This window comes from Alteromonas gracilis (assembly GCF_043642145.1).
Classification (GTDB): domain Bacteria; phylum Pseudomonadota; class Gammaproteobacteria; order Enterobacterales; family Alteromonadaceae; genus Alteromonas; species Alteromonas gracilis_B.
Genome location: NZ_JBHZRZ010000004.1, coordinates 12979 through 34705, shown reverse-complemented (window position 1 = coordinate 34705; position 21727 = coordinate 12979). Strand labels below are relative to the sequence as shown.

Sequence of the window (21727 nt, the reverse complement as noted above, 5' to 3'; positions counted from 1 at the left end):
GTCTCTTTATTTTGAGTGTTTATCTTGTTGTTTTTCCGGCACTGGATCATATCCGCCGGCATGCAAAGGGTGGCATTTTAATATGCGTTTAATAGATAACCAACCGCCTTTTACCAATCCGTGCGTTTTTAATGCGTCTATAGCGTACCAAGAGCAGGAGGGATGGAAACGACATCGTTGCCCTAATATAGGCGAAATGAACCATTGATAACATTTTATCAAGGCCAATGGCACTGCAATTAAGAGTTGCCGCAACGCTTGTTTAATTTTTTCCATAGCTTGTCCAATGTAGCGAATACTTCTTGGTTGCTAAGGTTATCAGCGCCAGACTTTCCAATAACAATAATATCGACATTGGGTAAGTTGTGCTGCTTATGCCTGAAACTTTCTCTAACTAATCGTTTTAATCGATTTCTGTCGTGTGCTTTACGAATGCGTTTCTTGGCAAGCGTAATGCCTAAGCGTGGTGTAGAGAGCGTATTTTTTCTGGCTAGAACAGTAAAAGAAGGGGATACAGCAGGGGTTGCGTTATCAAACACATAAGTAAAGTGGGTGGGAGTTAACAGACGTAACTCCCTTGAAAAATTATTCTCGCCCACTTTGGCGTCTTTCTAATTAAGCTGAAAGACGAGCGCGGCCTTTTGCACGGCGAGCTGCTAGTACTTTACGACCATTTTTAGTCGCCATACGAGCACGAAAACCGTGAGAACGCTTGCGCTTTAGATTGCTCGGTTGAAATGTTCTTTTCATGACCAAAGTCTCACTTATATTTAGTTAAACATAGGCGTTTTTGGTAACACAGTGCGCTGTTGCCAGAACAATGTGGTGTTTTCACCAGAAAAGCCCATCGAAAAAGGACGCTGAATTCTAGAGATCTCGGGGCGTGCTGTCAATGCATATTCTCGCTTTTCGGATGAATAAGTGAACAATTTTTGCTGTTTTTTAATCGATACCGCTTTTATTTGTACAAATTCACTGTGAATAACGCGTTAAAATGAGTTAGGTTATCCACAGTATATTGTGAAAAACCTTGCGCTAAGTCTAAATTGCAAGGTGATCTATCGGTTTTTTACGCAGAATTTAGACTGATTTTTTCTCGCCATAGCAAGATTTGATCTAAAAGAAAAATCTAATTAATTCAGTGGCTTGCTTTTTTGATCGAAAAGATCGATCGGGATCGCCATTTACTTTGTGTTGATAACGTTAGATAATCCACAGCGAATAAAACGATAACTTAATTTCTCGCTGCTACCCAACACATCCAACGCTGTTTCTACTAATGGCGCTTTTTAGTGCCTACATATTATTGCTTGGCTTTTTCGGAGTTGGCTTTCTAGCGAGTTACGGGAGCGACTTACGTACCATGTCCTTGTGGAACCAATGCCTTGAAAGATTGCGTCAAGAATTACCAACGCAGCAATTTAGTATGTGGATACGGCCGCTTGTTTGTGAAGAACAAGGAGGCGTGGTAGCGCTATATGCCCCAAATCGTTTCGTACTTGATTGGGTAAGAGATAAATACCTCAATAATATAACTGCGCTACTTAAAGAGTTTGCAGGAAATGATGCACCCCAATTGCGTCTAGAGGTGATGAGCCGCCATAATGTTAACCGCTCACAGCCTATAAGTAACAGTGCATCAGCGCCTTCTTCAAGTGCACCGTTTAGCAATAGCGGCAGTAAGCCAGTTACCCCAATGGGAAGTCAAGGCTATGAAGGAAGCAATAATAGTTATTCACCTCATCAGCCTTCTTCTAATAGCCATGGTCAGTTTTCAGCGTCACGAGCTAGTACAACGCCCATGGGGTTTTCCCAAGGAACTGGTCTAAACGATCAGGCGAATGCTAATTCATTCAATAAATCGACATCTTATCCGCAGAATCCAGATCAGAATGATCTGAGCTCGCAAAACCAAGATCGCAATGGGAACAACAATTACGCCCAAGCAACGCCGAGATCGTCCACTCCACCAAAAGTGATCCCGATCCCCGAAGCGATGAAACACAAAAGTAACATCAACCCTACGTATCAATTTGATAACTTCGTTGAAGGTAAATCTAATCAACTTGCACGGGCTGCTGCTACTCAGGTTGCAAATAACCCTGGTGGTTCTTACAACCCATTGTTTATTTACGGCGGTACAGGTCTAGGTAAAACTCACTTATTACACGCTGTTGGAAATGGTATCGTTGCGAACAATGGCGATGCCAAAATTGTCTATATGCACTCTGAGCGTTTTGTGCAGGACATGGTTAAAGCACTTCAAAACAATGCTATTGAAGATTTTAAACGGTTTTATCGCAGCGTTGACGCATTGCTTATCGATGACATTCAATTTTTCGCTAACAAAGAGCGTTCACAGGAAGAGTTTTTCCATACGTTTAATGCGCTTTTAGAAGGTAACCAACAAATCATTCTTACCTCTGATAGGTACCCAAAAGAAATTGACGGGGTAGAGGACAGATTGAAGTCGCGCTTTGGTTGGGGCTTAACCATTGCTATAGAGCCGCCTGAACTTGAAACTCGTGTTGCTATTTTAATGCGCAAGGCGGCGGAGAATCGTATTCATCTGCCTAACGAAGTGGCGTTCTTTATTGCTAAGCGATTACGTTCAAACGTTCGTGAATTAGAAGGCGCGCTTAACCGCGTTATCGCAAACGCAAACTTTACTGGCCGTCCTATCACTATCGATTTTGTTCGCGAAGCGCTACGTGATTTATTGGCGCTTCAAGAAAAGTTAGTAACCGTTGATAATATTCAGAAAACTGTCGCAGATTATTATAAGATTAAAGTAGCTGATATTTTGTCTAAGCGACGTAGTCGCAGTGTGGCGCGTCCTCGCCAAGTGGCGATGGCCCTTGCAAAAGAACTCACTAATCACAGCCTTCCTGAATTAGGAAACGCGTTTGGTGGGCGAGACCATACTACCGTTTTGCACGCATGTAGAAAAATAGAGCAGCTAAGAGAAGAAAGTCATGATATAAAAGAGGACTATAAGAACCTCATTAGGACTTTGTCTTCCTAACACCACGACCTTTAGAGGCGAGATAGCACTGCGATGAAATTTACTATAAGCCGCGAACAATTTTTACAACCCCTACAGTTGGTATCAGGTGCTGTAGAACGTAGACACACACTGCCCATCCTTTCGAATGTCCTTATTAAGGTTAGTGAGGACGCACTTTGGCTTACGGGCACAGACTTAGAAGTGGAATTAATTTCCAGTGTGAAATTAGAAGGCGATTTTACGGAAGGTGAGATTACCGTTCCCGCTAAAAAGCTGTTCGATATTATTCGCGGTATATCTGAGGGAACAGATATTCATTTCTCGCTAGATGGAAGTAAAGCGCTTATTCGTGCAGGGCGAGGTCGCTACACGCTATCAACGCTTTCAGCAAACGATTATCCGAACCTTGAAGATTGGGAAGGTGAGGTAGAGTTTGAATTAACATGCAGTGATTTAAAGCGTTTGATAGATGCAACGAGCTTCTCTATGGCGCAGCAAGACGTTCGTTATTATTTAAACGGCATGTCGCTTGAAACCGAAGAAAATGTTATTCGTACTGTTGCCACAGATGGGCATCGCCTTGCGCTTTGTCGTTTAAACTATGAAACCGCATTGCCGTCACGACAAGTCATTATTCCTCGCAAAGGCGTTTTAGAAATTTCACGCCTTATTAGCGAGGATGACAAATCACTTAAAGTACAGATTGGTGCGAATCACCTGCGTATATTTTCAAACGACTTTATTTTCACGTCTAAATTAGTCGATGGTCGATTTCCTGATTACCGTCGTGTACTTCCTCAAAATGGCGATAAAGAAGTCATTGCCAGTAAAGCGGTACTTAAAGAAGCATTTTCGCGTGCTGCTATTTTGTCGAACGAAAAATTTAGAGGCGTACGTTTAAACTTGTCGTCTGGCGAGCTAAAAATAACCGCTAACAACCCAGAGCAGGAAGAAGCGGAAGAGATCGTTGACGTACAGTATCAAGGTGATGATTTAGAAATTGGATTTAACGTAGCTTACCTTATTGATGTCCTAAATGCGCTTGGTTCTGATAACGTAAAGGTTAGTTTGTCAGACTCAAATGCCAGTGCGTTGATCGAGGACGAAGCTGATGACGCAGCGTTGTACGTAATCATGCCGATGCGACTGTAGCAGTCACTACTTAACGTTTTCGCACAAACACTCTTGTTTTGTTAGTTAATCCCCATTTTCAGAAGCGATTAGTAATGGTGCTTTTCGCTTCTTTTTTATCTTCAGTGTGATTTCATGAAACTGGACCGTGTCCAGATTACACAGTTTCGTAATCTAAATTCTGTATCTATCTCTCCGTCTCCTTCTTTAACAATTATTAAAGGTGTGAACGGTAGCGGTAAATCTTCGCTTATAGAGGCGCTTTATTATTTAGGATTTGGGCGTTCTTTTCGAACCAATAAACACAGCTCTGTGATTCAAAATGGAAAAGATAGTTTTAGTGTGTTTGCTTCGTGCAAAACGGAAGAAGGGGATTTATTAAAACTTGGCTTCCAACGCGGTAGAAACGAAACATTTACATGCAGCATTAATGGTGAGCATTCTAATAAGCTATCAGATTTAGTAAGTCTAGTGCCACTCCAACTTTTTACGCCTCAGAGCACAGATCTTATTATTGGTTCACCGTCAGAAAGAAGACGTTTTTGTGATTGGGGATTGTTTCACGTGAAACATAAATTCCAAGCGTTAGCTAATCAATATGGAAAATTTCTAAAACATAGAAATGCATTATTGAAGCAGCAAGCAAACTTAAATGCACCACAAAACCAATATTGGGAATCGCAGTTCAGTACGTTAGGTGAATCGTTAAGTGCAACACGCCAACAATATGTTGAGAATTTAACGCCCATTTTCAAACAATACGCACAAGAATTTCTTCCTAACTTTGACGTTGAATTAAGTTACTATAAAGGGTGGGAAAAAGATGTGTCTTTATCAGAAAGCCTAGTTAAAAAGCGCGAGTATGATGGTAAAATAGGACATACTTCTTCTGGGCCCCATAAAGCTGATTTAAGGCTCAAAGTGAATGGCGTCAATGCTCAGGAGCTTTTATCGAGAGGGCAGCTTAGAATGGCCGTGGCGGCGCTACAGATGTCACAGACTAAGCTCTTCAACTCGGCCACGCAGCGTAAGAGTATCTTCTTACTTGATGATGTGGGTGCAGAGTTAGATGCCGATAAAAGAGAACAATTTATTGATGGGTTGCTCAAAATGGATACGCAGGTTTTCGTTACTGCAATAGAATCCACGCAGCTCGCTTTTATACAAAAATACAACGAAAAGAAAATGTTTCACGTGGAACATGGAAGCGTGAAAGAGGAGTAAAAGCTAGTATGTCAGAAGAGAACAACTACGACTCGTCCAGTATTAAAGTACTTAAAGGATTAGATGCCGTAAGAAAGCGTCCGGGTATGTACATCGGTGATACTGATGATGGCACCGGATTACACCACATGGTATTTGAGGTGGTCGATAACTCTATCGATGAAGCACTGGCTGGACATTGTTCTGAGATAACTGTGCTCATTCACAGCGATGGCTCAGTATCTGTGTCTGACGATGGACGTGGTATACCTACTGAATTGCACCCAGAAGAGGGTGTGTCAGCAGCTGAAGTTATCATGACGGTACTTCACGCAGGCGGTAAGTTTGACGATAACTCTTATAAAGTATCGGGCGGTCTTCACGGAGTAGGTGTGTCGGTAGTAAACGCACTTTCTAGCCGTTTGAAGCTACGAATTCGTCGTGGCGGTAAAGCACACGAACAAGAATATCATCACGGTGTTCCACAAGCACCACTAGCGGTAACGGGTGACACCGACAAAACCGGTACGATGATCCGTTTCTGGCCAAGTTCAGACACTTTCACAGACACGCTTTATCACTACGATATTTTGGCCAAGCGTCTTCGCGAACTGTCATTTTTGAACTCTGGCGTGTCTATTCGATTGAAAGACGAACGCGATGGTAAAGAAGACCACTTCATGTACGAAGGTGGTATTAAAGCGTTTGTTGAATACCTGAATGAAAAGAAAACGCCAGTTCACCAAAAGGTGTTCCACTTTAGCAGTGAACAAGAAGACGGTATTGCTGTAGAAGTTGCGATGCAATGGAATGATAGTTTCCAAGAGAACGTATTTTGTTTTACCAATAACATTCCTCAGCGCGATGGTGGTACACACTTAGCCGGCTTCCGTGGTGCGTTAACGCGTACATTGAATAACTACATGGAAAAAGAAGGGCTGAATAAAAAGGCCAAAACTAATGCCAGTGGTGACGATGCGCGTGAAGGTCTAACTGCTGTAATTTCAGTTAAAGTACCAGACCCGAAATTTAGCTCACAGACTAAAGACAAACTTGTATCTTCAGAAGTGCGTCCTGCTGTTGAGTCGGCGATGAATGAAAAGCTAGCGGACTTCTTATTAGAGAATCCGGCTGAAAGTAAAATCATTGCTGGCAAGATTATCGATGCTGCACGTGCTCGTGAAGCAGCGCGAAAGGCCCGTGAAATGACTCGCCGTAAGGGTGCGCTCGATTTGGCCGGTCTACCGGGTAAGCTAGCTGACTGTCAGGAAAAAGATCCTGCACTAAGCGAACTATACATAGTGGAGGGTGACTCTGCAGGCGGTTCGGCTAAGCAGGGTCGAAACCGTAAAAATCAGGCTATTTTGCCGCTTAAAGGTAAAATCCTAAACGTTGAGAAAGCCCGTTTCGACAAGATGCTTTCTTCACAAGAAGTTGCGACGCTTATCACTGCACTAGGCTGTGGTATTGGTCGCGATGAATATGACCCAGATAAACTACGTTATCACAGCATCATTATCATGACCGATGCTGACGTAGATGGCTCTCACATTCGTACGTTGCTACTGACTTTCTTCTATCGTCAAATGCCTGAGATTATCGAGCGCGGCTATGTGTATATTGCCCAGCCTCCGCTATATAAAGTAAAGAAAGGCAAGCAAGAGCAGTATCTTAAAGACGACGATGCTTTGACTAATTACCTAACTTCAATCGCTATCGATGGTGCCTCTTTGCATACTAGTGATGAGGACCCAGGTATTAGTGGTGTAGGGTTAGAAAACCTTGTTAAGCAATATCAGTCAGTAGAGAAAATGATTGCACGTATGAAACGTCTAATGCCTGCATCTATCCTTTACAGAATGCTTTACACGCCTACGCTGAACCTTGAAGACCTGAAAGATGAAGCTGCACTAGAGCATGTTGCTAAACACTTCGTAGAGCAGCTTACAGAGCGTGAAAACGACGGTGCGACTTACCGCTATGAAATTCGTACAGACGCTGAGCTAAGTGAATACTACATTACGATTATTATGCGTATGCACGGTATCGACTACGAATATATTATCGATCACGAATTCATCGAATCGACTGAATATCAGCGTCTTAAAGAACTTAACCTGGCTATCAACGATATGATGGGTGAAGACGCTTATATTCAGCGTGGTGAACGTAAACAGCCCGTTGAGTCGTTCAAAGAAGCGTTAGAGTGGTTAATGAATGAAGCGAAACGTGGCCAATACATCCAGCGCTATAAAGGACTAGGTGAAATGAACCCAGATCAGCTTTGGGAAACCACGATGGATCCTGAAAGCCGTCGTATGCTTCAAGTAACTATTGAAGATGCCATTGGTTGTGACCAGTTGTTCACAACATTAATGGGTGACCAAGTTGAGCCGCGTAGAGAGTTTATTGAAGCCAACGCGCTTAAAGTGGAAAACTTAGACGTATAGACTTTTGTTCACTAAAATACTTTTTAGAAAGCGACCGTAAGGTCGCTTTTTTTTGCCTCTATGCTCTTAGTTTGCAGGCAAAATTTGTGAGTTAGATTTTTGAAACCATCAGCGCGACTTCACCGGCACTTGCTGCGTTTACAGTAAAGCGATATATGCCAGTGGAAGAAGGCGTGAATTGAAGGTTTTCTGAGTCTTGTTCGCAGACCAAATAGACCGTAGAACCCAGCATAACAGGTTGGCCTTTATATTTTCCACCGCAGCTTTGTGAAGGGGTCCACTTCGCATCAGAGATACGAAAATCGTACGGTTGGCCGTCTGCAATCAATTCAACTTCAACGCTCCATCCCGTGTTAGTACGCTTAAATTTATAGCTAGGGTCTGCTTCCCACCAATTAAATACACCTCGTAAAAATAAATTTTCGAATTGTATACGAGGGGCTTCTGGAGCAATTTCAGGAATTTTAAAGCTTCCGTTACTTGAGCAGGCAGAAAGTGCAAAACATACAGTAGCAATTATAAATGACTTTTTCACAGCGTCTCCATCTATAAAAAAGCCCAACTGAAGGCTGGGCTCTTTTTCGTTGCGGCTATTAACCCGCATTAATTTTTACTAGCCTACGACTTTGCTAGGATAGAAATATCCGCAGTAGTAAGGAAAAGTTGCCTTAAAAGCGACAACAAAGCAAGTCTGTTTTTCTTAACCGCTTCATCATCTGACATTACCATTACGTTGTCGAAGAAGTTATCGATGACATGACGCAGCGTGGCAAGCGCTGTTAATATGCGTGTGTAGTCTTGTGAAGGCGCAGCATTTTCAACTTCCTTTTGCGCTGTTGTAAGCTCAGCATAAAGGGCTTTTTCTGCATCTTCTGAAAGTAACGATGCATCAATATTGATGGTATCTGTCACTTCAACGTTTTGCTTGGCAAGTATATTTGCTACGCGTTTATTCGCTGCGGCAAGGGCTTCAGCTTCTTCTAACGCTCTAAACTTATCAACGGCATGTACACGTGCTAAATAGTCCGCAGGCTTAGTTGGGCGTCGAGCCGCCACTGCCTGTATAACATCTATCGCAATAGCCTGATCTTGAAGTAGTGCAGTAAAGCGGCCTAGTACAAAGTCGACTACTTGTGTTTGCGTTTCTGCATTTGAAAGCTTGTCACCATACACATCAATAGACTTAGCTACTAAGGTTTCTAAATCTAAAGGTAGCGATAATTCAGTGACAATACGTAGAACACCGATAGCAGCACGACGAAGCGCAAATGGGTCTTTATCGCCTTTTGGAAGCTGCCCTATACCGAAGATACCTACAAGGGTGTCAAGCTTATCAGCTAGCGCAACAGAGGCACTAACGCCTGAGCTAGGAAGTGCATCACCAGCAAAACGTGGCATGTATTGTTCATACAGTGCTTCTGCAACTGGTGCGTCTTCGCCATCATTAAGCGCATAGTACTTGCCCATAACGCCCTGAACATCTGGGAACTCCATGACCATGTTGGTCATTAAGTCTGTTTTGGCAAGTAGGCCTGCGCGCGCAGCTTGTGCTTCATCAGCATCAATTTGAGCAGCAATGAAAGCAGAAAGCGCTGATATACGTTCGGACTTTTCTTTGAGCGTACCAAGTTGTTTTTGGAACAACACGGTTTCTAAGCTTTGAAGGCGGCTTTCAAGCGTTGCCTTTTTATCGCTATTAAAGAAGAACTCAGCGTCTGCAAGGCGAGGGCGAATTACCTTTTCGTTACCTGAGATAATTTGCGAAGCATCGCTGCTTTCAATGTTGGTCACGAACAGAAACGTATTAGAGAGCGCACCGTCACTATTAAGCAGTGGTACGTATTTCTGGTCGTCCTTCATCGTGTAAATCAGCGCTTCTTTAGGCACGGCTAAGAAAGCTTCATCAAAGCCCGCTTGAAGCACAACAGGCCACTCTACAAGTGACGCAATTTCTTCAAGTAGGTCTTCGTTGTAGTCAGGTGTTAACGATAAGCCTTTTGCCGCGTCTTCTAACTGTTGACGAACTTTATTTTTACGCGATTCAAAGTCGGCTAGAACAAATTGCTGCTCAAGCGCTGACGCGTAGTTATCAGCGTGATCAAGCTCGAAACGGCCTTCGCCATGAAAACGGTGACCTTGAACTGTACGACCGCTTGTTAAACCGAGTACAGAAACATTAACCACTTCGCTTCCATACAGCACGCAAAGAGTATGAACCGGGCGAATAAACTGCGTGTTGTAGTTACCCCAGCGCATTGGCTTTGGAATCGGCAATTTACTTACCGCTTGATTAATAAGCCCTTCTAAAAGCTCAGCAACCGATTGACCCGGAACGTGCGCTTTGTGAAGCAGCCATTCTCCTTTTTCTGTCACCAGGCGTTCTGCATCGGCTACGTCAATACCGTTACCACGGGCCCAGCCTTGTGCTGCTTTAGTTGGGTTACCATCGGTATCAAAAGCGGCAGCAACGGCAGGGCCGCGTTTTTCTACGACTTTATCTGCTTGGCCTTCAGCTAAGCCTGACACATAAACCGCAAGGCGGCGAGGTGCAGCAAACCAGCTTACCGAGTCAAAGCTCAAGTCTGCTTGTGTTAACGCTGCTTCAAACTGTACGGCAAATGCTTCACCTAAAGATTTAAGCGCTTTTGGTGGAAGCTCTTCAGTGCCTAATTCAACTAAACAATTTTCGGTACGCACGCTTATGCCTCCTTGTTACATAGTGGGAAGCCTAATGCTTCACGCGCTTGGTAATAACTTTCTGCACATGCTTTGGCAAGTGTTCTTACGCGAAGTATGTAACGCTGACGCTCTGTAACAGAGATTGCATGACGTGCATCTAGAAGGTTAAAAGCATGCGATGCTTTCATTACCTGTTCGTAAGCAGGAAGCGGCAAGCTGTTTTCAATAAGTTTCTGGCACTCAGCTTCGCACTCGTCAAAGGTTCTAAACAGCGCTTCAACGTTGGCGTGTTCGAAATTGTAGGTAGACTGTTCTACTTCGTTTTGATGGAATACATCGCCATACGTTACTTTACCCATAGGACCATCTGTCCAAACGAGGTCATAGATACTATCTACACCTTGTACATACATGGCTAGTCGCTCTAAACCGTAGGTGATTTCTCCGGTCACAGGCTTACATTCAAGGCCACCTACTTGTTGGAAGTAGGTGAACTGAGTTACTTCCATACCGTTTAACCATACTTCCCAACCAAGACCCCACGCACCTAGCGTTGGTGATTCCCAGTTATCTTCTACGAAGCGAATGTCGTGAACCAGCGGATCGAAGCCTAACTCTTTCAAAGAGCCCAGGTACAACTCCTGAATATTATCAGGTGAAGGCTTAAGCATTACTTGGAATTGATAGTAATGTTGTAAGCGGTTTGGGTTCTCGCCGTAGCGACCATCGGTAGGTCGACGACATGGTTGAACATAGGCGCTACTCATTGGCTCTGGACCTAGAGAACGTAGGAACGTCATAGGGTGAAAAGTACCGGCACCCACTTCCATATCCAGAGGCTGAATAATAACGCAGCCCTGACGCGCCCAATAATCTTGAAGCGCAAGGATCAACCCTTGAAAGGTCTTAATATCGTATTTCTGCATACATCCGCTGCTTATTAGTTATCTGACTTAAAATAAAGGTGGGATAGTATACAATTTGTGAGGCATAGTATGTAGGTGTAAAGGGTGAAAAAACGTCACGAATAAAGGCAATATACCTGTTCACAACAAGGATTTAATCTTTAAGTATGCCCAATCAAACGAAAATACAACAAAATGAACAATTACAACGATGTGGCTGGGTGAGTAACGACCCCATTTACCTTGCTTATCACGACAACGAATGGGGCGTACCTGAGCTAAATAGCCGAGCCTTATTTGCAAAGCTGTGTTTGGATGGTCAGCAAGCTGGCTTGTCATGGCTTACTATTTTAAAAAAGCAGCAAAACTTTGAGCGCGCTTTCCATCAGTTTGACCCTGAAAAAATTGCGCTCATGGGGCCTTCTGATGTGGAAAGGCTAATGCAAGATAGCGGCATTATTAGAAATAAGCTTAAAATAGAATCGATCATCAAAAACGCTAAAGGCTTTCTTGCCATTGAAGCGTCACAGCCATTTAGCGAGTTCATTTGGCAGTTTACAGACGGACGCTCAGTCATCAACGCGTGGGATGATTTTAGGCAAGCACCTACCTCTACCGATGCGTCAAAAGCAATGTCTAAAGCCTTAAAAAAGAGTGGATTTAATTTTGTGGGGGAAACTATCTGCTACGCATTTATGCAAGCGGTAGGGATGGTTAACGATCACGAAGTAGGGTGTCACTGTTACGAGCGCACGTGTAAGCTTGCCATAAAGTAAATATGAAGGTGGGCAAAAGAGACTAAGCGTAAAGCAAAAAAGGCCGCGTTCTAATGAGTATGCGGCCTTATTTCTTAAAACAATAAGCGGTGTATAACCGGGCGTTATTTCGCTGTCATAAGCGTTTCGCAATAGGCCTGTAGTGGCGGTAGCTCAGCTAGAACCTTTGATTCGTATTCTGACTCAATTTGCTCACGGGCCATATCTTGCTTTTTGCGTTCGCTTTTAGGTAACTGTTGCCGTGCTTCTAAAATAGCGAAACCACTGACTTCTGTGAATAGCGCATGAATGTGTGGATACTGCGCTTTGAAGTCAGGCGGGGTATTTATTGGAAGGGCGTTCAGCAAATTAACAATGCGGATAACGCCTTCTGATAAATCACACTGCTGCTGGTCCATCGCTTTGGCAATCACGATAATACTGTCGGTGATGTTAGTGATACGAGACTGTCTTGCCGCCTCTTGCCGTGCTTTTTGCTGCTTCAGTAGAAACAACAGCTTACCGGCATAAAAGCCAAGCCCAATAATGATTAATAGCGCAATGCCAGAAAGTACTGCCCAAAGCATGACTCTTTCCCGTTTTTATTAATGCTTAAAGTCGTCGATGTTAATAGCGTCTAAATCGTTAAACGGATCTATATCGTCGTCTTCATCATCATCTTCTACTATGCCTAATAAATCGCAAAGAATACGGTGGCGCGCCATTTTTTCATCTACATAAGCTTGTTGCTCGCGGGTTAACGGCTTGTCATCATCTAATTTGTCGAGTAAATCAGACAAACGTTGATCTGCCTCTAGTGCCGCTAGCTCTTGCGCAGGCGTAGCATATTTCTTCTTTTGCGCTGGTGTAGGTGTTACCGCTTTTACCAGCTGTATTGGCTTTTTACTGCCGTGACGAGGGTCTTTATTCTCTGCACTCTTTTTGCCCGTTACTTTTTTCTGTTCAACATTGTGGCGACTACCAGCTGGCTTGCCTTTATGTTTTTTAGGGCGAGGCGCTTCTGATTTGCGGTTTTCGCTTGGTTTAAAGTCTGGATCTTTACGAACGCCGATGAGGCCGACTTTTCGTGATTTCTTTGAACGTGCCATAATTTCCAAATAACAAAGAGAGTGAAAAAACAACGCTATTATAGCGCGAATTCGTGCCTGCGTATTGATCTTTGGGTGAGGTGTGTAAAATCAATACGGAAAACGTAAACTAATACGACAATCTGTTTCAGCGTTTTTTCATAAGAACAACGTCGTTCGCAGGGAAAGAGACATCAAAGCCATCTCTTTGCCCCAAAAATTGGAAGGTTGCTTCACTAAAAAAGCAAACATGGGTGATATCGTTTTTGTAATGCCAGTTAGCAAAACGGGTTTTATCAAGCACCCGCTTTGTCATAATGGCAAGCATGCCGTTTGTAGCAAGTAGTTCATTAAACAGCTTCCACTCTTTATGTGGAGTATGAAAGTGCTCAATAGCTTCTGTGCATGTAACTATATCGTATGCCTGGGCTAATACTTTGGGCTCGTTAGCATAGAAGGGGTCGTATACATGTGTTTGAACGCCCAACTCTTCAAGCATGCTCGCCAAAACAGGTGCTGGCCCACAGCCAAAATCCAAAGCGTGCAGCTCATTTGGCTTAGACGCCTCAATGAAAGGTGAAAGTGGCGTTAAAACCTTTCTTAAAAACTTTCTATAACCTTCGTCTTCAAAGTGATTTTCATGAAGGTCGTATTCTTGTTTCTCTCGGTCTTTCGATGGCAAAAAAACAGGAGCCACATAAACTAATTCGCACTGGTTACACTGAAGGTAATCACGCTTTTTGTCACTGTGATAATGAGATGGCGGGTTAACGCTTAAACATAAAGGGCAAGACATAGAAGGGTGAACAATAATATATAAAGGACTAAAAAAAGAAAAAGGCGATGGTTTTCACCATCACCTTACATTGTATGAGTGTCAGATGACACCTCTCCCGTTATACACCTCTATGTGTAGCTGGCTTCCCTAGCTGTGCTCCCCTTATTTTTGTTTTTAGCAGAGCTGTATTGTTGTTTTTGGCCCTCGTGGCTCTTTATCCCATCTTCCATGCTGCATTTTTATTATTATTCTTGTTATTTAGCTTGTAGCTTTTCAAAGGCACCTACAAACTACGCCGTTAGATTACACGAATAATTTCAAAATACAACTTTTCTGGTAACAATTTTTTAACAACAATATGCTAAAACGGTAATGCTTAGTGTAAGCCCGCGATATAGTTAGATAAAATTTCGATATCTTCATCAGTTAATTTCATCGCAATATCACGCATCATGCCGTTCATATCGTTATGACGTTGGCCTGAGCGGAATGCTTTCAACTGAGATGCAGTATACGTTGCGTGCTGACCGCTGATATCAGGAAAGCCTGCCAGCGCCATACCGTTACCTTTAGGGCCGTGACATGCAATACATGCAGTTACGCCTCTAGATTCGTCGCCACCTTGGTAAAGTGCGCGTCCAGCTTCAACATACTGTTCTGGCGTTTCACCTGCTTTTGGCTCTTGGCTTGAGAAATATGCCGCTAAGTCTTTCATGTCTTGCTCTGATAGTGGAGCAGCCATGCCGTTCATAACGGCGTTGTTACGACCTTCCTCGCCACCTGTTTGCGAGGCAAGTTTAAATTCGGTTAATTGCTTAACGATGTACTTCTCATGTTGGCCAGCAATTTTGGGGTTCATGTCAATCATGCTGTTGCCATCAGGGCCATGACAGGCTGCACATACTGCAGATTTCGCTTTACCTGCCTCGGCGTCGCCTTCTGCCATAGCAGTTGCGCTTAAACCTAAAGACATACATACCAACAAACACAGTTTTTTCATAATAAATCTCTTAAATGGATCCAACGGCTCGCGTGATATACGTGATATCATGCGTATTTTACACATTTAACGCGTCAGAAAAACCTATTCCATGATAAAACTATGGTTTTTAGCTGGTTTATTCATTAAAAAACTGTAAACCGAAGGTTGTGACGCATGTGGAGGTAAGTCTAGATGTCGTATTACACCAAAGCAAAATTCTTTACGAGTGCACCAGATATTCGTCATTTAAAGAATGATACCGGAATTGAAGTTGCGTTTGCTGGTCGTTCAAACGCAGGCAAATCGAGTGCGCTCAATACATTAACTCGTCAAAAGAACTTGGCGAGAACCAGTAAAACGCCGGGTCGTACTCAATTAATCAACGTCTTTGAATTAGAAGAAGACTTACGTTTGGTTGATTTACCAGGATATGGCTTCGCTAAAGTCCCTGTGGCAATGAAGAAAAAGTGGCAGGCGTCTTTAGGTGAGTACCTACAGAAGCGTAAGTCACTTAAAGGTTTGGTGGTGTTAATGGACATTCGTCATCCATTTAAAGACTTAGACCAAGACCTTATTCATTGGGCTGTAGCGTCAAACATTCCAGTGCTTGCGCTGTTAACTAAAGCCGACAAACTAAAAAGCGGTAAGCGTAAAGCGCAGCTGCTTATGGCGCGAGAAGCGGCCATGGCATTTATGGGCGATGTAACGGTTCAAACATTCTCTTCACTCAACAAACACGGTTTACCTGAGTTAGAACGCATTCTGGATACGTGGTTTGGTTTAAATAAAGTTGAAAACGAGGGGATGTCTGACAGTGAGTCAGAGTAATTAAACGCGCACTCGACGCCATGTAATAAGAGTGGGGTGTTAGAAAAAAGAACGCCCCGCATAATGCGAGGCGTAAACTGAGAGAAAACACATAAAAACCGAATATATAGAGTAGTCAGAAACTCAGAAGTTCAAAAACATAAGAAATTAATTACGCTTAAAAATTTAAGCTGTTGATACTTAACAATAATTTATTTTTTTCAGGCATAAAAAAACCCCGACAAAGCTGTCGGGGTTAAAGCAAAGGTTTGAAAACAGCTTTCTCACCTCTGTACCCTACATGCGTAATATTACAACAAAGTTGGGAAAAGGCAAGGGTGATATGTAATTAAATTACCAAAATTAATCAAGATAACACGCTTTTTAATGTTAAAACTGTAATCTAATTACCAAACTAGTGGGCTTCGTCCCAGTTCTCTCCCACGCCAGCTTCGACAACAAGCGGTACGTTAAGCGTAGCAGCACTTTCCATTAGCGCAGTGATGGTAGAAACATAAGTCTCGACCTTTTCTTCTTTTATTTCAAAAACCAATTCATCGTGCACTTGCATCATCATTTTGACATCGTCTGACGCATTTTTTCTAATCCAGTCGTCAACCTTAATCATTGCCATCTTAATAATGTCTGCTGCTGTGCCTTGCATTGGTGCGTTAATCGCTGCGCGTTCTGCGCCTTTTCTGCGTGCACCGTTACTTGCTTTAATGTCGGGCAAATAAAGTCTTCTACCAAATACGGTCTCTACATAACCTTTTTCTTTCGCGCTTTCACGGGTAGAGTCCATATACTCAAGCACACCTGGGTAGCGTTCAAAATAAAGGTCCATGTACTTTTGTGCTTCATTGCGCGGTATATTTAGCTGCTTTGATAAACCAAACGCACTCATACCGTAAATAAGACCAAAGTTAATTGCCTTTGCGCTGCGACGCTGCTCGGTTGTCACTTCTTCAAGCGGCACGCCAAATACTTCAGACGCTGTTGCTTTATGAATGTCTTTGCCATGGGCAAACGCGTCTAATAATCCTTTGTCGCCAGAAAGGTGAGCCATGATACGCAGTTCAATTTGTGAGTAGTCTGCTGCTACAAATTTATTGCCTTCTCGTGGCACGAACGCCTGACGTACGCGGCGACCTTCTTCGTTTCTAATTGGGATGTTCTGTAAGTTAGGATCGGTTGACGATAAACGCCCCGTTGCGGTTACTGCTTGATGATAAGAAGTATGAACTCGGCCCGTGCGATGGTTGATCATTTTTGGAAGTTTATCGGTGTAGGTATTCTTAAGCTTGGTTAAACCGCGATATTCCATAATCTTTTGAGGTAATGAATACTCAAGCGCAAGTTCCTGTAGCACGTCCTCAGAGGTAGAAGGCGCACCTTTAGGCGTTTTTTTAATAATAGGAAGCGACATCTTCTCAAACAAAACTTGCTGAAGCTGCTTGGTTGAGCCTAAGTTAAAGGTTTCGCCTGCTTCTTCGTGTACTTCTTTTTCAAGTTCTGAAATACGCGTAGCAAGATCCTGACTTTGTTGACGCAGCCTTTGGCTATCAATCAATACCCCTTCCTGTTCCATACGCGAAAGCACACAGGCAAGCGGTACTTCGACATCAACTAGCAAGCTTTTAAGCTCAGGAATGTCTTTCAATTTACTCCAAATTACATTGTGCAAACGAAGCGTTATATCGGCATCTTCAGCGGCATATGGACCTGCTTCTTCAAGCGCAATTTGGTTAAACGTAAGCTGTTTTGCGCCTTTGCCTGCAATTTCTTCAAAGTGAATGGTTTTATGACCTAGGTAGGCAAGGGCAAGTGAGTCCATGTCATGACGCTGCGCGGTACTGTTTAGCACATAGCTTTCAAGCATAGTGTCAAAGCCAATACCGTTCAAGGTAATGTCGTAGTTAGCCAACACGTTCTTGTCGTACTTAATATGTTGACCGACTTTTATCACACTGTCCGATTCTAAAATTGGCTTTAATGCTTTTAATACGTATTCACGTGACAGTTGCGCCGGTGCATCTGGGTAATCATGGGCTACGGGTACATATGCGGCTTCGCCTTCTTCTATGCAAAACGATACGCCCACTAACTCTGCATCCATGTAATTTAGGCTTGTGGTTTCGGTATCAAACGCAATTAACTCTGCGTCTTTTAGTTTTGCCACCCACGCGTTAAAGCGTTCTTCATCAAGTACTGTTTCGTACCGCGACTTGTCGATGTCTATTGAAGCGCCTTGTTCGTCCTCTTGCGCGCTGTCGCTGCTATCTTTACTTGTGGTAGCTTGAGCACTTGTGGTGTCACCGCCTGCTAGAAGCGCGCTTACTTCTGCGTGCCAGCGTTTGAACTCGTACTCTGCGAACAAATCGCGAAGCTGTTCATTATCAGCCTGACAGGGCATCAGTGCTTCAACATCATAGTCGAGATCTAGATCGATGCTGATGGTAGCTAGAGTATAAGAAAGGCGAGCTTGTTCCTCATACTCTTGCATTTTAGCCGCCATCGACTTACTTCCTCTAAACGACAGATCTGCAATTTTATCTAGGTTCTTATAAATGTCGTCGATACCGCCAATACCATTTAACAATGCTTGGGCACTTTTATCGCCTACACCCGGTACGCCAGGAATGTTGTCGACCTTATCGCCTTTAAGCGCAAGAAAGTCTATTACAAGCTCTGGTGGAATGCCGAATTTGGTATTCACACCTTCGACATCCATAAGCTGGTTGGTCATGGTGTTGATCAATGTCACATGTTCATTTACCAGCTGAGCCATATCTTTATCGCCGGTACTGATAAGGGTATCAATACCTTTTTCTGTGGCGTGCTTGGCTAATGTACCAATTACATCATCCGCTTCTACACCCGATTCAACAATTACGGGTAAACCCATTGCTTTGATGATGGCGTGTAATGGTTCAATCTGACTTCTTAGCTCATCCGGCATAGGCGGACGGTTCGCTTTGTACTCTTTATAGATGTCGTCGCGAAAGGTTTTGCCTTTGGCATCAAAAATCACCGCCATGTGCGTGGGGTTATACTGTTTGATCAAGCTTTTAAGCATGTTCACAACACCATAAATAGCACCGGTGTCTTGGCCTTTTGAATTGGTTAAGGGTGGTAAACCGTGAAAGGCACGAAAGAGATATGACGATCCATCGACAAGAATAAATGGAGGCTTTTTAGAATCAGGCATAGATGGCGATTTTCCAATGTACAATATGAGCGCAAGGATGCCACAGGCAAGGGCAGATCGCCATATCATGAAGGAACATTAAGGTCGATAGTTGATCGTACTTTACCTGTGGATAAGTTTGTGATCTAAAGTTTTGCGCACGACGATCCGGATGATCTTTGTCAAGTTAAAGATCACCTTTCAAATCAAGAAAAATAAGGGAATGAGACTAAGGTGTGAAAACAGCGTACCTGCTACTTACCATTCCATTTTTTGTGGATAACTTGGTGTACGTTTATTTTTGGTTTAACCAAGTTGGGCAAGTAATGTAGCATAACCGTTAACAATGTATATACGTATTACTAAGAACTTTTTTTGAACGATTGTGTATTTAATAGCCAAATATTGAATAAGTAGATGGCATAACGTCTGGGAGGACAGTATGAAGCAAGTAGCCGTTATTTTAAGTGGTAGTGGTGTGTTCGACGGAGCAGAGTTGCATGAAGCTGTATTAACACTTTTAGCGATAGAGCAAGAAGGCGTCTCTTATCAGTGTTTTGCACCCGATGTAGACCAATTGCATGTGATCAATCATTTAACGGGTGAAGTGTCGGAGGGTGAAACCCGTAACGTATTGGTAGAGTCGGCACGTATTGCTAGAGGCAACATTAAACCTGTTACCGAGTGCGACGTAAATACGTTCGATGCGCTTATCTTACCAGGCGGCTTTGGCGCTGCGAAAAATCTGTGTACGTTTGCAGTAGACGGAGAAAACTGCACATTTAATGAAGACGTATTGGCGGTTTGTAAGGCGTTCGCTCAAGCGAAAAAGCCGGCGGGTTACGCGTGTATTGCCCCCGCGCTTGCTGCAAAAGTGTACGGTAATCAAACTAAGTTGACCATAGGTGATGATGAAGCAACGGCCAGCGGATTGAATGCATTGGGCGCAAGTCACGTAAACTGCGCGGTTGATGAAGTGGTTATCGACAACAATGCGAAGTTGGTCACTACGCCAGCGTACATGCTAGCGCAAAGCGTTAGTGAAGCTAACGCGAGCATTAGTAAAATGGTGAAAACCGTGTTGGCAATGAAATAACGCAACCATATAAAAACAGCGTGTATAGGGAATACGAATGTGGGGAGACAAAGGTTTCCCCGCGTTGATTATAGTCCTATAATCAAAAATCTTACGTAACTACTGCGCCACTATAAAAATAAAGGCATAACAAGAAAATGCACTACCGTGCCATCATACGAATACTTGGTCTATTAATTGCGCTTTTTAGTGTGACCATGATCCCACCCGCTATTGTATCGTTAGTTTATCAAGATGGCAGTGGCTTACCTTTTACTCTTGCTTTTATATTATGCGTTATTGGTGGTATGGCCTTGTGGTATCCCAACCGTCAGCAAAAAAATGACCTAAGAGCGCGAGAAGGGTTTCTTATTGTTGCACTATTTTGGTCGGTACTGGCAAGTGTGGGTGCAATACCCCTGATTCTGTTAGAACAGCCCAGCATGACGGTGACAGATGCCTTCTTTGAATCGTTTTCAGGCCTGACTACCACTGGGGCAACGGTTATCGAAGGTATAGATTTTCTTCCGCACTCGGTACAGTTTTACCGCCAGCAGCTTCAGTGGTTAGGTGGAATGGGTATCATTGTACTTGCCGTAGCAATACTGCCTATTCTTGGCGTAGGGGGCATGCAGCTTTACAGAGCAGAGACACCTGGCCCCGTTAAAGATAACAAAATGACGCCACGTATTGCCGATACGGCAAAACATTTGTGGTACATCTATCTATCAATAACTATCGCGTGTGCGGGGGCGTATTGGCTTGCTGGAATGAGTGTATTTGATGCTATTTGCCATTCATTCTCTACCGTAGCGATTGGCGGATTTTCTACTCATGATGCAAGCTTAGGCTACTTTAGTAGCCCCGTTGTAAACGTGGTATGTACCGTGTTTTTGCTGATCGCTGCACTAAATTTCTCGTTGCATTACGCTGCGGTTAGCTCTCGTTCCGTGAAAGGGTATTTTAAAGACCCTGAGTTTAAAGCTTTCTATATTATTCAGGCGTCTCTTATCGGTATTTGTTTTTTAGTGCTAACCCTATCAGGCTATTACAGTTCTGCAGAACAAGCGTTAGACCAAGCAATGATTCAAGCGGTATCAATTAGCACTACTGCAGGTTTCGCCACAACCGACTTCTCTGTATGGCCAACGTTTTTGCCAATAATGCTTATTTTCTCCAGCTTTATTGGTGGCTGTGCAAGCTCTACGGGGGGAGGCTTAAAGGTGGTGCGAGTATGCTTACTATTTCTACAAGGTAAGCGTGAAGTAGACAGGCTAATTCACCCTAAAGCGGTCTACAGCGTTAAGTTTGGTGATCGTGCAATGCCTGATAGAGTCGTTGAGGCGGTATGGGGGTTCTTCTCTGCCTACGCCGTGGTGTTTGTGATAATTATGATAGGCCTGATTGCAACTGGCCTTGATAACTTAAGCGCCTTTACCGCCACAGCTGCAATGCTCAACAACCTAGGCCCGGGCCTTGGAAGTGTGGCGGCCAACTACGCTGATGTAACCGATGCGGGGAAGTGGATTTTGGTTACAGCAATGGTGTTTGGACGACTCGAAGTATTCTCGTTGCTTGTATTATTCTCGCCAACGTTCTGGCGAAGCTAGTTTATGAATAGCGTAGCTAAGTAGGTGTTGAAGATAACAATTTACAAAAAAGGGCGATATTTATCGCCCT

Annotated in this window: 19 protein-coding genes; 8 read left to right on the top strand and 11 right to left on the bottom strand. The window is 43.4% G+C overall.

Going from position 1 to position 21727, the window contains the following annotated elements:
- Positions 1-6: 6 nt before the first annotated feature.
- Genes yidD through rpmH form a run of 3 tightly spaced genes read right to left on the bottom strand, consistent with a single transcriptional unit; the run spans position 7 to position 750 of the window.
- On the bottom strand, positions 7-276 hold the full coding sequence (gene yidD, locus ACHUFN_RS09555) for a membrane protein insertion efficiency factor YidD (protein WP_394222141.1): 270 nt from the start codon (positions 274-276) through the stop codon (positions 7-9).
- On the bottom strand, positions 240-599 hold the full coding sequence (gene rnpA / locus ACHUFN_RS09550; RefSeq protein ID WP_015000154.1) for a ribonuclease P protein component: 360 nt from the start codon (positions 597-599) through the stop codon (positions 240-242). The genes yidD and rnpA overlap by 37 nt, the downstream gene beginning before the upstream one ends.
- 16 nt (positions 600-615) lie before the next feature.
- On the bottom strand, positions 616-750 hold the full coding sequence (rpmH, locus tag ACHUFN_RS09545) for a 50S ribosomal protein L34 (protein ID WP_014290886.1): 135 nt from the start codon (positions 748-750) through the stop codon (positions 616-618).
- A 613-nt stretch (positions 751-1363) separates the two neighbouring features.
- Here rpmH and dnaA point away from each other — a divergent pair.
- The 4 genes from dnaA (at position 1364) to gyrB (ending at position 7791) form a co-directional block, all read left to right on the top strand.
- Positions 1364-3025, top strand: coding sequence for a chromosomal replication initiator protein DnaA (dnaA, locus tag ACHUFN_RS09540; RefSeq protein ID WP_394222140.1), 1662 nt, complete (start codon positions 1364-1366; stop codon positions 3023-3025).
- Positions 3026-3058: 33 nt separating this feature from the next.
- On the top strand, positions 3059-4159 hold the full coding sequence (dnaN, locus tag ACHUFN_RS09535; protein ID WP_394222139.1) for a DNA polymerase III subunit beta: 1101 nt from the start codon (positions 3059-3061) through the stop codon (positions 4157-4159).
- A gap of 114 nt (positions 4160-4273) precedes the next feature.
- Positions 4274-5362: a DNA replication/repair protein RecF gene (gene recF / locus ACHUFN_RS09530; protein WP_394222138.1), complete on the top strand. Its 1089-nt coding sequence runs from the start codon at positions 4274-4276 to the stop codon at positions 5360-5362.
- Positions 5363-5370: 8 nt separating this feature from the next.
- The gene (gene gyrB / locus ACHUFN_RS09525) at positions 5371-7791 is read left to right on the top strand and encodes a DNA topoisomerase (ATP-hydrolyzing) subunit B (protein ID WP_394222136.1); all 2421 of its coding nucleotides are present in this window, start codon (positions 5371-5373) and stop codon (positions 7789-7791) included.
- A gap of 91 nt (positions 7792-7882) precedes the next feature.
- Here the strand turns inward: gyrB and ACHUFN_RS09520 are convergent, their stop codons facing one another.
- From ACHUFN_RS09520 to glyQ, 3 genes are read right to left on the bottom strand one after another with little or no spacing between them, the layout of a single operon-like run.
- Positions 7883-8395, bottom strand: a complete 513-nt coding sequence (locus ACHUFN_RS09520) for an early set domain-containing protein (protein WP_394222135.1) — start codon at positions 8393-8395, stop codon at positions 7883-7885.
- A gap of 14 nt (positions 8396-8409) precedes the next feature.
- Entirely contained in the window at positions 8410-10488 is a 2079-nt protein-coding gene (glyS, locus tag ACHUFN_RS09515; RefSeq protein ID WP_394222134.1) for a glycine--tRNA ligase subunit beta, read from the bottom strand.
- Positions 10489-10490: 2 nt separating this feature from the next.
- A complete protein-coding gene (glyQ, locus tag ACHUFN_RS09510; protein ID WP_394222133.1) occupies positions 10491-11396 on the bottom strand; it encodes a glycine--tRNA ligase subunit alpha in 906 nt (301 codons plus the stop codon).
- 146 nt (positions 11397-11542) lie between these two features.
- On the opposite strand from glyQ, the gene ACHUFN_RS09505 reads away from it, so the two are divergent.
- Positions 11543-12151: a DNA-3-methyladenine glycosylase I gene (locus tag ACHUFN_RS09505; RefSeq protein ID WP_394222132.1), complete on the top strand. Its 609-nt coding sequence runs from the start codon at positions 11543-11545 to the stop codon at positions 12149-12151.
- A gap of 104 nt (positions 12152-12255) precedes the next feature.
- On the opposite strand, the gene ACHUFN_RS09500 is transcribed toward ACHUFN_RS09505, so the two are convergent.
- The 4 genes from ACHUFN_RS09500 to ACHUFN_RS09485 all read right to left on the bottom strand — a co-directional run bounded on the left by ACHUFN_RS09500 (position 12256) and on the right by ACHUFN_RS09485 (position 14996).
- Positions 12256-12717, bottom strand: coding sequence for a DUF2489 domain-containing protein (locus ACHUFN_RS09500; RefSeq protein WP_394222131.1), 462 nt, complete (start codon positions 12715-12717; stop codon positions 12256-12258).
- A gap of 18 nt (positions 12718-12735) precedes the next feature.
- Complete coding sequence (gene yihI / locus ACHUFN_RS09495) at positions 12736-13239, bottom strand: Der GTPase-activating protein YihI (RefSeq protein WP_394222130.1); 504 nt, start codon at positions 13237-13239, stop codon at positions 12736-12738.
- A gap of 127 nt (positions 13240-13366) precedes the next feature.
- Entirely contained in the window at positions 13367-14014 is a 648-nt protein-coding gene (locus tag ACHUFN_RS09490) for a class I SAM-dependent methyltransferase (RefSeq protein WP_394222129.1), read from the bottom strand.
- Positions 14015-14372: 358 nt separating this feature from the next.
- Entirely contained in the window at positions 14373-14996 is a 624-nt protein-coding gene (locus ACHUFN_RS09485; RefSeq protein WP_394222128.1) for a c-type cytochrome, read from the bottom strand.
- A 174-nt stretch (positions 14997-15170) separates the two neighbouring features.
- Between ACHUFN_RS09485 and yihA the strand changes: the two genes are divergently transcribed.
- Positions 15171-15806, top strand: coding sequence for a ribosome biogenesis GTP-binding protein YihA/YsxC (yihA, locus tag ACHUFN_RS09480; protein WP_394222126.1), 636 nt, complete (start codon positions 15171-15173; stop codon positions 15804-15806).
- A gap of 394 nt (positions 15807-16200) precedes the next feature.
- Here the strand turns inward: yihA and polA are convergent, their stop codons facing one another.
- Entirely contained in the window at positions 16201-18993 is a 2793-nt protein-coding gene (gene polA, locus ACHUFN_RS09475; RefSeq protein ID WP_394222125.1) for a DNA polymerase I, read from the bottom strand.
- Positions 18994-19414: 421 nt separating this feature from the next.
- Between polA and elbB the strand changes: the two genes are divergently transcribed.
- Complete coding sequence (gene elbB, locus ACHUFN_RS09470; RefSeq protein WP_394222124.1) at positions 19415-20068, top strand: isoprenoid biosynthesis glyoxalase ElbB; 654 nt, start codon at positions 19415-19417, stop codon at positions 20066-20068.
- Positions 20069-20205: 137 nt separating this feature from the next.
- Positions 20206-21657: a TrkH family potassium uptake protein gene (locus tag ACHUFN_RS09465; RefSeq protein WP_394222123.1), complete on the top strand. Its 1452-nt coding sequence runs from the start codon at positions 20206-20208 to the stop codon at positions 21655-21657.
- Positions 21658-21727 lie beyond the last annotated feature (70 nt).